The following is a 14,366-nucleotide window of genomic DNA, read 5'->3' on the forward strand; positions in this document are numbered from 1 at the left end:
ATTTGTCAAAAAGAAATGTTTATATGGTAAATATTATGAGAACTTTTCTGACTTTTCTTCAGCTATTTATGAATGTCTGAATGATGCCCATCTGAAACATAAAAAAGAACTGGATTCCTTGCTGACTCTACGATTTCAGAAGTTTAATAAATCTCAGATTATGAACGTCTAAAGTATAGTTTTAGGGGCAGTAAAACTATCCGTAAGCGGTCCGGTTAAGTTTTTTCCTAAAACCCGTCTTCTTGCCTTTGATTTCACCAGGCTCAACCTAACCCTATTTAATCGCTCTCTCTATTCTGGTTTTATTAGAAATGGCCAGGTAAGCGAAGCGAATTTTTATCAGGAAAGCATCAAAAAACAGGCATTTTTTGCCTATTTTTTGATCACAGAAACAATGATGGCAGCCCGGGGACGAGGGGGAGGATTAGCCCTTTGGATAAAAGAGATAAGTGAGACAAAACCAGCTGAAAAATAAGTGATTAGAGGAGAAATAGATGGGATATTCTATTGAGGTAGATGGGACAAATTTTGACAGTGAAGTGATCGAGAAATCCTATCTAAATACGGTGATTTTAGACTTTTATGCTCTGTGGTGTGGACCCTGTAAATTGGTAAAACCGATGCTAGAAAAACTGGCAAGCGAATATAATTTTATCCTGGCCAAAATAGATATAGATAAAAATCCCGAATTAGCCGAACAATACGATGTGGAAGGAGTTCCCGATGTGCGAATTGTCAGCAAGGGAGAAGTGTTACCCTGTTTTGTTGGTGCTTTGCCAGAAGAACAAATTAGAGACTTATTTTCCCGTCTCGATTTAAAATCGGAATTAGAAACAGGATTAGCAGAAATACAAGAAGCGATTGCTCTCGATAATTTGCCCGCAGCTAAACAATTATTTGATCGTCTTTTTCCTAAATATCCCAACGAACCGCGATTAGTTATTATGGCGGTAAAATTTCTCATGCGTCTAGAAAAATGGTCAGATGCTTATCGATTAATCAGTGCTATTAAAGAGGAAAATCCTGTTATCAAAGGATGGAAAACTCTCCTAGAATTTCAACAGTTAAAATCAGAAAATAATCCCCTCGATTCGATATTTTTTACTGGGATTAATTACGCATTAAAAGAAGATTATGCCGCCGCTTTAGATAAACTGATCAGCGTAGTGGAAGAAAGTAGAAAATATCGTCAGGATGGGGCAAGAAAAGCCATGTTAGCCATATTTCAGATTTTAGGAGTTAGTCATCCCCTCACCCAAGAATACCAAGCAAAGTTAACATTTCTGCTCTACTAGGTAGGGTTTACTAAAAAAGTTTGTTGGTGGGGTTAAGAGTCGGTCAGAACTAAAGCAATTACCCTGGAAATTTCAACAAATCTATTCCTTGAATTTCTGTTGACAACTGCCAGGGAATTGCTAGAGACAAGAAAGCTTATTTGTGGCGAATCATTTCATACAGGGCAACGTATTCTTCCCCGGGGCCATTCCAAGAGTAATCGCATTCCATGCCTTGAATCGCTAATTTTTGGAATTCTTCCGGTTGAGTGTACCACAATTCCAATGCCCGGGACATAGCTGATTCGAGGGCATTATTATCGGGATCAAAAAAGACAAAACCATTGCGTTCTTCGGGTTGGTGATAGGTATCATAATCGCGATCAAAAACCGTATTAACTAAACCACCAACTCCCCGGACGATGGGAACGGTTCCGTATTTTAAGCTGATTACTTGTGTCAGTCCGCAGGGTTCAAAATTACTGGGAACCACAATCATATCGGCCCCCGCATAAATGAGGTGAGATAATTCCTCATTAAAGCCCAATTCAATATGGACATCAGGGTTATTATTTAGGTGATTTTTCTCGTGCCAGAACCAGTTATTAATTAACGATTCGGTGGCGGAACCTAGGAGGACAAATTGCGCCCCGCGAGCTAAGGCATAGTACATGGCATGGTGAACTAAATGTACGCCTTTTTGGTCATCTAAACGACCGACATAACAAATTAAGGGCTTTTCTGGTTCATCTCTTAACCAGAGTCTTTCTCGCAGTGCCTTCTTATTGCGTGCCTTCTCGGAGAAGTTATCAATACCATAGGGTGCAGCAATAAATTTATCCACTTCCGGGTTCCAGATATTGTAATCTAAACCGTTGAGAATGCCAGTAAATTTGTGTTGATGCAGGTGAATTGTATGACCTAAACCGTAACTAACATCGGTGTGGTGTGCTTCCCAAGCATGGTGGGGTGAGACGGTGTTGAAATAGTTGGAAAAGACGATACCACCTTTCATAAAATTAATCACAAAAGGATTGAAGTTATCGCGCATTCGGGCATAGCTAAAGTAGTAAGTATCGTTATTTAATCCTGTTGCCCAGAGAATTTCCGCACCAGCAAATCCTTGATGTTTAAAGTTATGGATGGTGTAGAGAACGCGCTGATTGCCCATACCATGATATTTATAAATTTCAAAAAGTAAGGGCGGAATTAAACCAGTTTGCCAGTCGTGACAATGAATTATATCGGGACGTTTATTACTTCTGAGCAAAAATTCTAAAGCGGCTTTGCAGAAGAAGGCAAAACGCATATTATCGTCTTTACAACCGTAGTAAGTACCGCGATTAAAGAAATTATCGCCCGAATTGGGTTGAATAAAGAAACACAAGCGCCCGTGTACCCAACCACAAAAAACGTTACAGTGAATTGCCCCACCGTACCAAGGTACCCACAGGTCCCGATAAGCCTCGTGTAAGCCCCAAATTTGGTCGTAGCGCATACAATCATACATGGGTAGGATTAGCTCCACGCAATGACCGCGAATTTCTAATTCTCGACTCAATCCATATACCACATCCCCCAATCCCCCAGCTTTAATCACTGGGGCGCACTCAGAGGCAACCTGAACTATATACATATATCAATAACTCCGTCGATTAATCTACAGGTCAGCTAGAAGCAATTTTTACAAAAGTATACAGTCTTCTGTGATTAATTGACTCGATCGAATTAGTTGCGGGTTGGGGTAGTGGGGTGTTGGGGTGTTGGGGTAGTGGGGTGTTGGGGTGTTGGGGTAGTGGGGGAATTTAGCTGAAATTTCCCTATCTCCCTAAATCCCTATCTCCCCAAATCCCCAAATCCCTATCTCCTGTCTCCTGAAGATTAACAGCGTTTTAACTGTCCTAGGAGCAAAATCACCTCATCGATGCCGTTTCTGAGGGTGGTGGCGGGTTGATCGCTGTTATTTACGGTTATGCTAAAGATTAGGGGTTGATTGTCGGCGGTTGCTAGATAACCCGCGAGGGCGATAACTCCGGTTAAAGTCCCGGTTTTTGCCTGTAATCGTCCTTCTAGGGGAGTCTGGCGGAATCTATTGGTTAAAGTGCCATCAACGCCGCCAATGGCTAAAGAACGCCGATAATCAGGATTTTCTGCCATTAGTTGTAAAATTTGACCTAAAGTCTTGGGTTTAATTAGGTTTTGTCGTGATAGCCCCGAACCGTCGCCGATTTTATAACTATCGCTGTTAATTCCCAGTTTTGTTAAAGTTTCTTGCAATCCCGAGACACCGCCGAGCATTTGTAGTAGGGTTTCGGCTAGTAAATTATCGCTATTTTTATTGACTTTTTCCACCAAATATGCTAGGGGTTCTGATTCTAAATTGGTGATCTCATGGCCGAGAATCTGTGAACTAATTTCTGCGTTTTTAACGGTAATTCCCGCTTTTTCAAGGATATTACGCCAGCGAGCCAGGAAATATTCCGAGGGTTGGGGAATAGCTAAATTAAAATCATCTTGACTATCAATAGCCAGAGAACCAGTGATAATCAGGCGATTATTGGCTAAATTGCCCTTAATTGCCAGAGTATTCGGGCTTCCTTGCGCTGCGGTGCTGGTTTGATTCTCAATTAGCCATTGTTTAGCGGCAATGGGATCAGACCATTGTAAATCTAAGCTTTGCCCCAATTGTCGCGGTAAAAGCTTTAAAGTGACGGAATTTTCGTTTAAAACCAAGCTAGAAGCGGGTACAGCATAGTCAAAAAAGACATCTTCCCATTCCCAGGTTTTTTGACTATCGGAGACGACAAAAGGACTAGCAACGACAATTAAGCGATAAATTGAGTTAATTCCCTGTGCTTTTAACTTTTCTGCTAATTTTTCTAACTTTTCTGTGGTTATGGTTGCATCTCCCCTCCCGACTAAGGTTAAAGTTTCTAAATCGGGGGGGTTGCCCTGGGCTAAAATGGGGGTTTTCAGACGATAATCGCGGTTAAATTTGCTGAAAGCGGCGGCAGTGGTTAATAATTTCGCAGTAGAAGCGGGAGTAAAAAAGTTATTTTCGTGGAGACTATAGAGATTTTCCTGAGAATTAAGGGATTTTACGAAAATTCCCCAATAAGCGCCTTGATAATCGGGTCGGGCCAAAATGCGATCGATCCTGGTGGCTAAGTCTGCTGGACAGATAAACTGGGAAGGGGGGGAATTGTCTTGACTGATGGGGGTTGCGAGGGTGACGGGATGGTTTACCCAGAGAAATAGGGAACAAGTCCCCAAGAGAAAAGATAATTTCGAGCGGCGTGTTAGCATAGAATTAAGTCTTGGCAGTAGGTAAATTGACTCTAATTTAGCAGCATTAGTGACCATATTCTGCTAGTTACTCGATAGATTCAGTTAGGGATTGATCCGAGATATTCGCTCCCCTTTTTGCCAAAAAAGTTTCTTGATTCCGTCAAACTTCTATTCATTTGCGAGGATGTTTTTATGAGTTATGATTTTGATTTATTGGTGATTGGTGGTGGTTCTGGTGGTATTGCCACCGCTAGACGGGCAGCCGAATACGGGGCAAAAGTGGGATTAGCAGAATACGATCGTTTGGGAGGAACCTGTGTTAATCGCGGTTGTATTCCCAAAAAATTAATGGTTTATTCTAGTCGTTTTCCGCAACTATTTAAGGATGCGGAAGGTTACGGTTGGAGTCCAGTAGAGAGTCAGTTAAATTGGCAAAAATTAATTAGTGCCGTTAATCAGGAAACTATACGTTTGAATGGCATTTATCAAAAGATGCTCGATAATTCTCAAGTGACGATTTTTCCTAATTATGCCAAGTTTATTGATACCCATACCCTAGAGGTGGGAGACGAGAAAATTACTGCCGATAAAATTTTAATTGCCGTGGGGGGACATCCCGTTAAACCTGATATTCCGGGGATCGAACATACGGTAGTTTCTGATGCCATGTTTCAACTGCCAGAACAACCGAAAAGAATTATAGTTTTAGGGGCAGGATATATTGGGGTAGAATTTGCTGGTATTATGCACGGATTAGGGACAGAAGTGGTGCAGTTAATCCGTAAAGACAAGATTTTAAGAGGGTTTGATGAGGATATCCGCGATGAGATTCAAGCGGAAATGATCCGTCAGGGAATTAAAATTATGCCCCAAACTTTCCCCACTTCGATCGAGAAAACTGCTGCGGGTTTAAAAGTACATATTCAGGGTAAAGAAATCTCAGAAATCTTATTTGTTGATGCCCTAGGATTAGCCGCTACTGGAAGAATCCCTAAGCTGGAAAAATTGGGCTTAGAGAATGTCAATGTCGAGGTAAAAAACGGGGCAATTGTCGTCAACGAGTATAGCCAAACCAGCGAAGATAATATCTATGCCGTGGGCGATTGTACTGATCAAATTAATTTAACTCCCGTGGCCATTAATCAGGGGCGAGCTTTTGCCGATACAGTCTTTGGTAATAAACCCCGGTTAATGAGTTATGAAAACGTTCCCTCGGCAGTATTTTCTACTCCTGAAGCGGCGACAGTGGGATTAACAGAATTGCAAGCAAAAAACCTATATGGTGACACGGGAATTAAAGTTTATCGGTCTAAATTCCGCCCCGGTTACAATGTTTTACCAGACCGAGAGGACAAAACTTTGATGAAATTAGTTGTCCATCAGGAAAGTGGTAAAATTCTCGGAGCGCACATGGTGGGAGATCACGCCGCCGAAATTATTCAAGGAGTAGCCATTGCCGTAAAAATGGGGGCGACAAAAGCCGATTTTGATGCCACAGTCGGCATTCATCCCAGTGCTGCTGAGGAATTCGTCACCATGCGTTGATTAGCAATTTTAGGTGTGTTAAACCAACCTAACACACCGGAGAAAATTAACCCTTTTGGCTATTGACAATTGAGCCATTTTGTGATGGTTTTTCGGCTAATTTTTGAGCAAGATTTAAGATATCGGAGGGGATCATAATGATGGTACTGGTGTTATTTTCCGCTCCAATTTCCGTTAACATTTGTAGGCGGCGTAATTCCAAAGCGGCGGGATTTTCCATGATTAATCGGGAAGCTTCCGCTAATTTTAAGGAGGCTTCCTGTTCTGCGGCAGCTTTAATCAAACGGGCGCGTTTTTCTCGCAATGCTTCCGCTTCCTTGGCCATAGCTCGCTGCATAGCGGTGGGAATTTCCACATCTTTCATCTCCACCCGTTCGATATCAATGCCCCAAGGTTCGCTAATTTCATCGACAATTTGTTGGACTGCTTGATTAATTTTGTCTCGTTTTTGCAAGACATCATCGAGACGATTTTGACCAACTACATTTCTTAAAGTGGTCATGGCCGCTTGGTAAACGGCCGCAGAATAGGATTCGACTTTATTAATCGCTTTGCTAGGATCGATAATGCGATAGTAGAGAACCGCATTAACCTTAATTGTGACATTATCGGCGGTGACAGTTTCTTGCGGGGCGATATCGACGGTTTTGGTGCGAATATCCAGCTGCATTTTTTGGTCAACTAGGGGATTGACATCCTCACCGCCGTAAAACGGACGGCGATTCCCAAACCTCACGATTTAGGTTTCTGCTTCTTTCCCTTGCGGGGTTCCGCACCTGCCTTAACAGATTTACTCTGTTCTGGTCTTATGGTCGCTCTACAGACTGACACCGCAAGCCCTGCGGCCAAAATATTTTTACTGGCGTTAATATCTCGGTCATGGTGAGTCCCACAGTCTGGACAATCCCATTCTCGAACATTTAACGGCATTTTTTCAGCAATATACCCGCAATTACTACATCTTTTAGAGCTAGGAAACCATCTATCTATTTCGATGTAATTTCTTCCATACCAACGGCATTTATAGGCTAATTGTCGGGTAATTTCTCCCCAACTAACATCAGATATTGCCTGAGATAATTTCGGGTTTTTGACCAGATTCTTGACGGCTAAATTCTCAACTACAATCGTTTGGTTTTCACGAACTAATTGAGTGGTTAGCTTATGTAAATGGTCTTTTCTGCTATCGGTGATTTGAGCGTGAATCCTTGCTACTTTGATTCTCGCTTTTTCCCGATTTTTTGAGTCTTTCTGTTTTCTAGAAAAATTTTTCGCTGCTCTTCGCAACCTCTGATAATGTTTCTTAAAATGCTTAGGATTAGATACCTTGTCTCCATCGCTGGTAATCACAAGGCTACTAATTCCTAAGTCAATTCCGATGGCTTTATCGGTTGGGGGTAATGGCTTAATTGTTGGGTCATCAAATCTTATTGAGATATGCCAGCGTCCAGACGGATGTAATCTGACTGTTACTGTGCTTGGTTCACAGCTTTCTGGTATTTGTCTTGACCATCGAATAGGTAAAGGTTCTGTGCATTTGGCTAAATAGATTTGTTTGTCTTTAAATTTAAAAGCAGATTTGGTAAATTCGGCACTTCCTCCCTGATGTTTTTTCTTAAAGTTAGGATACTTAGTACGACCAGCAAAGAAGTTAGTGAAAGCTGTTTGTAAATGTCTTAACCCTTGTTGTAAAGGTACACAGCTTACTTCATTGAGAAAGTTTAATTCTTCTTGCTTTTTCCAATCGGTTAGCATTGAAGAAGTTTGAGCGTAGCCTACTCTTTCTTGTCTTTCGTACCAAGCTTGTGTTCTGACATGGAGAGCTTTGTTGTAAACTAATCTTACACAGCCCAAAGTGCGCCGCAATAGCGACTCTTGTTCGGGTGTTGGGTAAAATCGAAACGAATAGGCTTTTTCCATGTCTCACATTTTAGCATATATTTCGTAAACGATGCTCATATTTAACAGTAAAGCCGTCGTAGAACGACGGGGTTTCAGACCCAAATTTTCGATGATCCAGTACAGTCCGGGGCCTTTGGTGTCTTGATAACGACCTAGACGAAAGATAACACCACGCTGGTATTCTCGATCGATTTTAAAGCCATTTAACCCCAGAATGCCCGCTATCAACAGCAAGGGTGCTAGAAATTCCATATTAATTACCACTTATCGGGTTCAAGTTAATCAGTGTGCGGTGACATCTCAATTACAATCTCCTCGCTCCTGACCACTAATACATTCATTCTAGAGAGTAACCGGGCTGTCGGGGAAACTCATAACGAAATATTACAATTTTTAGGAATTGCCCAACCAGCAGCGATGACTCGACTTCCAGACCCCGACCTGAGATAAACTACAGAATGTTATCAGAATTTACCTTGATATTATGAGCGTAGTTAGCCAAGTCATCCTCAAAGCCGACGACGAACTTCGTTATCCTAGTAGTGGTGAACTACAGGGTATCGGGCAATTTTTAAAAACCGGTGAGCAGAGAATTCGCATTGCCGAGACTCTCGCTGACAATGAGAAAAAAATCGTCGATCAGGCTCAAAAACAACTGTTCAAGAAACGTCCCGATTATAGAGCGCCGGGGGGTAATGCCTACGGTCAGCGTCAATATAATCAATGCTTGCGCGATTATGGTTGGTATCTCCGTCTAGTTACCTATGGGGTATTAGCCGGAGATAAGGGACCGATCGAACAAACCGGTCTGATCGGGGTCAAAGAGATGTATAACTCTCTTAATGTTCCCATCCCCGGCATGGTGGAGGCGATTCGTTGTCTCAAAGAGGCCGCTTTAGGTCTTTTGACTCAAGAGGATGCCGTGGCAGCAGCCCCCTACTTCGACTTTATCATCCAGTATATGTCCTAAGCGATCGGGACAATCCCAAGGGCCTGAAGTCTGAAAAGGGGCAATTTTCGTCTCTTTCAGAGTTCAGGCTTGACTTTTTTCAGTTATCAGTGATCACTGATAACTGATAACTGATCACTGATAACTGATTATGTTTTGGCGCATTGTACTACTTACTTTTCTGATTCCATCGGTCTATGGGGTGTTTGGCTGGTCGATCACCCATGAGCGTTTATCATGGAGTGATTGGTTACTTGCCCGCGGTGATGAGATGAATTGGACTCTCACTAGCGAATGGCTAGAAATCATCATCTATATCCTAGCGGTAGGGGTTATCCTCTCAATTGCCCTAGGATTAACTCTGTTTAGTCACTTAATGCCGGTATTTTTCCGCAGTTGGTTTAAAAACGATATTAGTGCTGTATTATCAATTCTCGGCTGGTCTTTGGCGGTAGTCTTTATCTTCCACAAGTGGGCGGTATTTAGTCGAGTTTTAATCCTCTTAGCCGCCACTATCCTTGGTCGTCTAGAACTTCAGGAAGCAGGTTACAATAGGTGGCAAGTTTTCCTGATGCTCACCATCCTCTGCTTAGGTAGTTTTGGCTTGGGAATTTGGGCTTATAATCTTTGGGGTCACGAATTTCATCGAGTTACTACGGATTAATCTTATCTGGTGCGTGGGGTGCGGATTACTAATTTTGGTTTTTCATTCCAAGGTTATCGCCGCAAACACGCACCCTACAAAATTGCTTATCTCTAATCTTTAAAAAGTATGCCAAAAAAAAATAACGATACGCTCAAACGAGTCTTAATTGTTTCCTCTGGCTTAGTATTTCTGGCTTTAATGGTGGTGCCAACTTTAGGTTTATGGAAAAATAATAATTCTAATTCCCCCCAAGGCAGTCAACCCGGGCAAGAGGCAACTATTCCTACCGAAAAATTAGAAGAAATGGTCAAAGGTTACGAGAAAATTCTCGAACGTGAACCAGATAACCCCACTGCTTTGCAAGGACTAGCCCAAGCTCGCTTACAGTTAAAAGATTTTATCGGAGCCAGAGAACCTTTAGAAAAGTTATATCAAAAATATCCCGACAATCTGGAAGTTATGCTAGTTCTTTATGGAACAAGATTACAAACTCAAGACGTTTCTGGAGCCAAAAGTATTCTAGTAAAATTAGTCAAAAACTATCCCCAAGAACCGAAGTTTAAAGAAGAATTAACCCGTTTAAATCAAGCGATTGCGGCAGCTTCTAAACAGCCACCCCCAGAACCTAAAAAGTAATGAAAAAAGAATTAATCATCGAAGTTGGGCGAAGTGAAAGACAATATCGAGAATTTTTTATTTCTTGACTTGTTGCGATTATCGACATTGCTTGGGCATTACTGCGGCCCTTCTTCGGTAAATTAGCCCCTTTGCCTAGGAATGGCACTGCCCCCTAGACGACTAGAAAGAAACTTCGCTAATATCATCTAACCCTGACATTAGCTAACTTTGTTAGATAAGAACTTTTTCGAGAATATATGATCGGCCTATAATAGTAACTGTAGTCACCCCTATCCTTTAGCGATAATTCTTGGTTTGGGGTTGATGTCCTTCAGCGCAAGCGAGATTGGTTATGAAAATTAGCGAACTAGAAAACTACTTGGCTCAGGTTAAGTCAGAGATTGGTGACATCGATATCGTCTATCAATGTCACAGCCAGCACTATAGTTGGTTGGACAAAATGAGAAGCCATCAACTGAAAGTGTTAAAAAATACCGTAGACACTAAATTATTAATTTCTCTGCAATAGCCATTTTCTCTTGCTAGATGCCGGCAAGGTAATCCGGTCTGTCTAATCTGCTTAACAGTTTATCTTTTCTTCACTGTCGATAGGTTCTTAAACCAGCCGCGTCGCCAAAAGAAAATGATTAAACTGAAAGCAACGGTTAGCATCAACACCCAGACGAATACATAGCCCCAATACCATTCTAATTCGGGCATATTATAGGGGGATTTATCAGTATCAAAGTTCATGCCATAAATACCGACAATGAAGGTGAGCGGGATAAAAATCGTCGAGATTACCGTTAAAGTTTTCATAATCTCGTTCATTTTATTACTCACGGAAGACAGGTAAAAATCCATTAAACCATTGGCAAATTCCCGGTAATTTTCGATAACATCGAGAATTTGTACCACATGGTCATAACAGTCTCTTAGATAGGGTTTAATGGTTGTATCGATGACAATATACTCATCGCGTAAAAGCGCATTGAGGGTGTCCCTTTGCGGCCAAATTGCTCGTCGCAGGGAGAGTAATTCCTGACGCAGTTGGTAAATTTGTGATAAAGTCTGTTCCGTGGGACTAGCTAAAATTTCGTTTTCTAACTCCTCGATTCTTTCTCCGTAGGACTCTAAAACAGGAAAATAACCGTCAATAATAGCATCCCAAATTGCGTAGGCTAAATAACCCGATTTTTGCTGCCGGATGGAACCTTTATTTAAACGGATTCTTTCCCTAACTCCCTCTAAAGAATCGTATTGTCCTTCTTCCTGCACGGTTAAAACATAATTCTTCCCAACGATTAAACTGATTTGTTCTAGCAAAAAACCCTGATGATCGATCAGGATAGCCATTGGCACTATTATTAAAATATAATTCTCGCATTCTTCCACTTTTGGTCTTTGGGGAATACTGACTATATCCTCAAGGGTTAAGGGATGTAAATGAAAAATTTCCCCCAACTCTTGCAGTTTATCTTCATTACCCAAACCGACGATATCAACCCAAGAGATGGAATCATCGGATAAATATTTAAGACAGTCTTGAGGTAAGAGATTATTAACTCTAGTGGCTTGTTGAGAATTATAATTAATTAAAAATATCTCGGTAGCAACGGCATTTTCATCGATGGTGATTAACCCCGGCATCGTCCCGGGTTGGTTATAGTGATAATCATAAAGGTGGGGTTTTGTCTGGGAGGATTTTCGCCCTTTTTTATACCTAGTTAATCTTTTGTTATTGCTCATAGTTGAGATCGATCGCTGTTTGCCTTTTTCTTAGCATTGATCGCTCAAACATTCCTCAATTTTTAGCTAACTTTAAGATTGTCCCAGACTCTTAAAAAACGAAGATTAAACGTAAATGCCAATTATTAGCCGTTTCCCTCTCGATTTCGATGCGACGGATAAACTCACGAAAATAAAAACGGCGCTCTATTTCCGATAAATCTCGCCAAAATTGCGGAAAAGCAACGGCACGAGCGATAATAGTCAGGTTATCCGGGGGTAATTGGTCTAAACGTCCTTGAATCTGCGCGATCTCGTTTTTCAGTTTATAGGCCCGTAGATTAGCCGTTTCTTGATCTAAAATTCCCGCCGCTTCTAGGGAGGGCAATTGCGACAAAATATCGTTTTTTTGCCCTATTTCCTCGCTCATTCCCCGTTTGATCCCCTCTAAATCTGGTAAAGATATCTGAGCGATCGTCGGTGGTAGGTCTTGACAAATGCGCTCGATTGTGCTATTGAGAATTTTTTCATAAGCGATCGCCGAACATTTTTTTGTCCGGGGACATTGCAAAGGTCGCAAATAGAGGTATTCTAGGCCCTTTCCTCGCGCCGTCACTTTGGTAATCGTCATCCCCGATTGACATTGACTACAGACGACTAAACCCGCTAAGGAACGCGGGGCGCTGGCACTGCGGGGGGGTAATTTGCGATTATTTCTCAGGATGCGATCGATCTGGGCCGCTTCTTCCCGGGAGATAATCGGGGTGTGGGTATCGGGGATAATATCTTGACCGAGATAGCACAAATCGCCGCGATAAACGGGATTAGTCAGCCATTTATGGGCAGTAGCTACCGATATCTTCTTACCATAGCGTTTTTCTAGATAGCGCACCGTGGAACGCAGGGAAGCGGAAATCAAAAAGCGATCAAAAAAGTCTTTGACTACCGGCGCGGTACTGCGATCGAGTATATAACGCTCCTTGCCACGACGATAACCGTAGGGTGCTTTTCCGGGGGGAGGCAAAGCTTGCAGACGATTATGAGCGTGGCCTGCTTTTAAACGATTACTTAGTTCGTTTTTTGATATTTCTTGCAGAATCTTGGCAAAATTCAGCTTATAATCTGGGTCTTCTAGGGCAATTATATCTATGTCGAGGGCTTCTAAGGATTGTAAAATTTTGCTAACTTCCGTGCCATTGTCTCCCAATTCTGCTAGGCGACGCAGGATCAGCAGTCGGGGGGGAGTCTCTTGACAATCGCGGAGCAGTTGCTGCCGTTGTGAGCGATCGCCAAAATCCTGATACACTTGTTCGGGAGAATAGGTCGAAATCGAGTTATCGGGGGGACTATCAAGCAGGGGATTGGTATAGGTGTAGGCGATAATTTTCATGTTTTGCCGAGATGCTCCTATAGATAAGCTGTAGTGCTGAAAAAATGACGCACCCCACCGCTACAAGAACAGCCTACAATATTTAGACTAAATCCAGTTATTGAAGACTGATTATTTATACAACCCCGTAGAAATGTTAGATTTTAGGGGTGGTGATAATTTATCTATCTATCCCTCCCATTGATCGATCTAGGAGATAAGCAATGAAAATGAAAGTTATCGTTCACGAGGCGGAGGAAGGTGGCTTCTGGGGGGAAGTCCAGGCGCTCCCCGGCTGTGCCACCCAAGCAGAAACTTTCGAGGAACTACTAGAGAATTTACACGAGGCGATCGAAGGTTGTCTATCCATAGATGTGGAATCCTTGCCGACCGATCCGAAAACTCGTATTCTAGAAATAGCGATATGAAATCGATTTCTGGGAAAAAGTTCGCCAAAATTTTAGAGCGTCACGGATAGGAATTATTGAGAATTCAAGGTAGCCATCACATTTACTGTCAGCCGGATAATCCCACCCGTATCTCTGTGCCGATTCACGGAAATCAGGATTTAAAAATCGGATTACTCAAGCATTTTTTGAAACAAGCGGGACTTTCTGAAGAAGATATTTGATCAATGCGATCGTTGTAATTCCGTCACTCCCGAAAGATCGCAGAATTACCAATAACGATTATCAGCCTACAATATTACTAGGCGATCGAATATTCCCGGAAATTCAGATGAGTCAATCCCCCGTCACCAATTCCCTAGAAATTATCCTGACAAATATCACGGAAAAATTAGACTCTTTACAGAAAGATTTCACCGATCTAAAAGTAGATATGGCCGAGGTGAAAACCGAACTCAAGATTATTGATAGGCGATTGGAAAAAGTAGAGGGAACACAGGACGCTTTAATTCAGGATGTATCGGACCTTAAGGGAGCAAAATCGTTGATTATTCCCGTGGTAGTGGCAGTATTAACCAGTATTCTGACTCTGCTGGTGCGATCAATTCCGAATCCTTAAAGGATTTTTCTGGGAACGGCG

12 protein-coding genes and 5 pseudogenes are annotated in these 14,366 nt (G+C 42.1%); 10 read left to right on the forward strand and 7 right to left on the reverse strand.

The window, feature by feature from the left end; translation table 11 throughout:
• From H6G48_RS19265 to H6G48_RS19270, 3 genes and pseudogenes are all read left to right on the forward strand, one after another.
• Positions 1-172, forward strand: a pseudogene (locus tag H6G48_RS19265) (IS630 family transposase); the annotation flags it as partial.
• Between the two features lie 3 nt (positions 173-175).
• Positions 176-475: pseudogene (locus H6G48_RS26500) on the forward strand (hypothetical protein); the annotation flags it as partial.
• A 19-nt stretch (positions 476-494) separates the two neighbouring features.
• Positions 495-1,295, forward strand: a complete 801-nt coding sequence (locus H6G48_RS19270) for a tetratricopeptide repeat protein (protein ID WP_190722880.1) — start codon at positions 495-497, stop codon at positions 1,293-1,295.
• A 136-nt stretch (positions 1,296-1,431) separates the two neighbouring features.
• Here the strand turns inward: H6G48_RS19270 and glgA are convergent, their stop codons facing one another.
• Positions 1,432-2,910 (reverse strand): glycogen synthase GlgA, encoded by a 1,479-nt coding sequence (glgA, locus tag H6G48_RS19275; protein ID WP_190722881.1) that lies wholly within the window; start codon positions 2,908-2,910, stop codon positions 1,432-1,434.
• 245 nt (positions 2,911-3,155) lie between these two features.
• Complete coding sequence (gene dacB, locus H6G48_RS19280) at positions 3,156-4,580, reverse strand: D-alanyl-D-alanine carboxypeptidase/D-alanyl-D-alanine endopeptidase (RefSeq protein WP_190722882.1); 1,425 nt, start codon at positions 4,578-4,580, stop codon at positions 3,156-3,158.
• Positions 4,581-4,754: 174 nt separating this feature from the next.
• Here dacB and gorA point away from each other — a divergent pair, with 174 nt between their 5' ends.
• Complete coding sequence (gene gorA, locus H6G48_RS19285; RefSeq protein WP_190722883.1) at positions 4,755-6,107, forward strand: glutathione-disulfide reductase; 1,353 nt, start codon at positions 4,755-4,757, stop codon at positions 6,105-6,107.
• Positions 6,108-6,153: 46 nt separating this feature from the next.
• Here the strand turns inward: gorA and H6G48_RS19290 are convergent.
• The 3 genes and pseudogenes from H6G48_RS19290 to H6G48_RS27260 form a co-directional block, all read right to left on the reverse strand.
• A pseudogene (locus H6G48_RS19290) lies at positions 6,154-6,795 on the reverse strand (slipin family protein); the annotation flags it as partial.
• Positions 6,796-6,839: 44 nt separating this feature from the next.
• Positions 6,840-8,027, reverse strand: coding sequence for an RNA-guided endonuclease InsQ/TnpB family protein (locus H6G48_RS19295; RefSeq protein ID WP_190722884.1), 1,188 nt, complete (start codon positions 8,025-8,027; stop codon positions 6,840-6,842).
• A gap of 90 nt (positions 8,028-8,117) precedes the next feature.
• Positions 8,118-8,261 (reverse strand): annotated as a pseudogene (locus tag H6G48_RS27260) (slipin family protein); the annotation flags it as partial.
• A gap of 232 nt (positions 8,262-8,493) precedes the next feature.
• Here H6G48_RS27260 and H6G48_RS19305 point away from each other — a divergent pair.
• From H6G48_RS19305 to H6G48_RS19315, 3 genes are all read left to right on the forward strand, one after another.
• Positions 8,494-8,979, forward strand: a complete 486-nt coding sequence (locus H6G48_RS19305; protein ID WP_004162595.1) for an allophycocyanin subunit alpha-B — start codon at positions 8,494-8,496, stop codon at positions 8,977-8,979.
• A gap of 130 nt (positions 8,980-9,109) precedes the next feature.
• Positions 9,110-9,622 carry a hypothetical protein gene (locus H6G48_RS19310; protein WP_190722885.1) on the forward strand — a complete coding sequence of 171 codons (513 nt, stop codon included), beginning with the start codon at positions 9,110-9,112 and terminating at the stop codon, positions 9,620-9,622.
• A gap of 108 nt (positions 9,623-9,730) precedes the next feature.
• Positions 9,731-10,240 (forward strand): tetratricopeptide repeat protein, encoded by a 510-nt coding sequence (locus tag H6G48_RS19315; protein WP_190722886.1) that lies wholly within the window; start codon positions 9,731-9,733, stop codon positions 10,238-10,240.
• Between the two features lie 570 nt (positions 10,241-10,810).
• Here the strand turns inward: H6G48_RS19315 and corA are convergent.
• Positions 10,811-11,971: a magnesium/cobalt transporter CorA gene (gene corA / locus H6G48_RS19320; RefSeq protein WP_190722887.1), complete on the reverse strand. Its 1,161-nt coding sequence runs from the start codon at positions 11,969-11,971 to the stop codon at positions 10,811-10,813.
• 91 nt (positions 11,972-12,062) lie between these two features.
• Positions 12,063-13,340 (reverse strand): recombinase family protein, encoded by a 1,278-nt coding sequence (locus H6G48_RS19325; RefSeq protein ID WP_190722888.1) that lies wholly within the window; start codon positions 13,338-13,340, stop codon positions 12,063-12,065.
• 203 nt (positions 13,341-13,543) lie between these two features.
• On the opposite strand from H6G48_RS19325, the gene H6G48_RS19330 reads away from it, so the two are divergent.
• The 3 genes and pseudogenes from H6G48_RS19330 to H6G48_RS19340 all read left to right on the forward strand — a co-directional run bounded on the left by H6G48_RS19330 (position 13,544) and on the right by H6G48_RS19340 (position 14,345).
• Complete coding sequence (locus tag H6G48_RS19330) at positions 13,544-13,747, forward strand: type II toxin-antitoxin system HicB family antitoxin (protein WP_004160718.1); 204 nt, start codon at positions 13,544-13,546, stop codon at positions 13,745-13,747.
• Positions 13,744-13,950, forward strand: a pseudogene (locus H6G48_RS19335) (type II toxin-antitoxin system HicA family toxin). Before H6G48_RS19330 ends, H6G48_RS19335 begins: the two are co-directional and overlap by 4 nt.
• Before the next feature lie 107 nt (positions 13,951-14,057).
• Entirely contained in the window at positions 14,058-14,345 is a 288-nt protein-coding gene (locus tag H6G48_RS19340; RefSeq protein WP_002736002.1) for a hypothetical protein, read from the forward strand.
• Positions 14,346-14,366 lie beyond the last annotated feature (21 nt).

Source organism: Microcystis flos-aquae FACHB-1344 (assembly GCF_014698375.1).
Taxonomy (GTDB): Bacteria; Cyanobacteriota; Cyanobacteriia; order Cyanobacteriales; family Microcystaceae; genus Microcystis; species Microcystis aeruginosa.

Coding starts and splice junctions, on each gene's coding strand:
- H6G48_RS19270 (WP_190722880.1), top strand. CDS start 495: ATGGGATATTCTATTGAGGTAGATGGGACAAATTTTGACAGTGAAGTG.
- glgA (WP_190722881.1), bottom strand. CDS start 2,910: ATGTATATAGTTCAGGTTGCCTCTGAGTGCGCCCCAGTGATTAAAGCT.
- dacB (WP_190722882.1), bottom strand. CDS start 4,580: ATGCTAACACGCCGCTCGAAATTATCTTTTCTCTTGGGGACTTGTTCC.
- gorA (WP_190722883.1), top strand. CDS start 4,755: ATGAGTTATGATTTTGATTTATTGGTGATTGGTGGTGGTTCTGGTGGT.
- H6G48_RS19295 (WP_190722884.1), bottom strand. CDS start 8,027: ATGGAAAAAGCCTATTCGTTTCGATTTTACCCAACACCCGAACAAGAG.
- H6G48_RS19305 (WP_004162595.1), top strand. CDS start 8,494: ATGAGCGTAGTTAGCCAAGTCATCCTCAAAGCCGACGACGAACTTCGT.
- H6G48_RS19310 (WP_190722885.1), top strand. CDS start 9,110: ATGTTTTGGCGCATTGTACTACTTACTTTTCTGATTCCATCGGTCTAT.
- H6G48_RS19315 (WP_190722886.1), top strand. CDS start 9,731: ATGCCAAAAAAAAATAACGATACGCTCAAACGAGTCTTAATTGTTTCC.
- corA (WP_190722887.1), bottom strand. CDS start 11,971: ATGAGCAATAACAAAAGATTAACTAGGTATAAAAAAGGGCGAAAATCC.
- H6G48_RS19325 (WP_190722888.1), bottom strand. CDS start 13,340: ATGAAAATTATCGCCTACACCTATACCAATCCCCTGCTTGATAGTCCC.
- H6G48_RS19330 (WP_004160718.1), top strand. CDS start 13,544: ATGAAAATGAAAGTTATCGTTCACGAGGCGGAGGAAGGTGGCTTCTGG.
- H6G48_RS19340 (WP_002736002.1), top strand. CDS start 14,058: ATGAGTCAATCCCCCGTCACCAATTCCCTAGAAATTATCCTGACAAAT.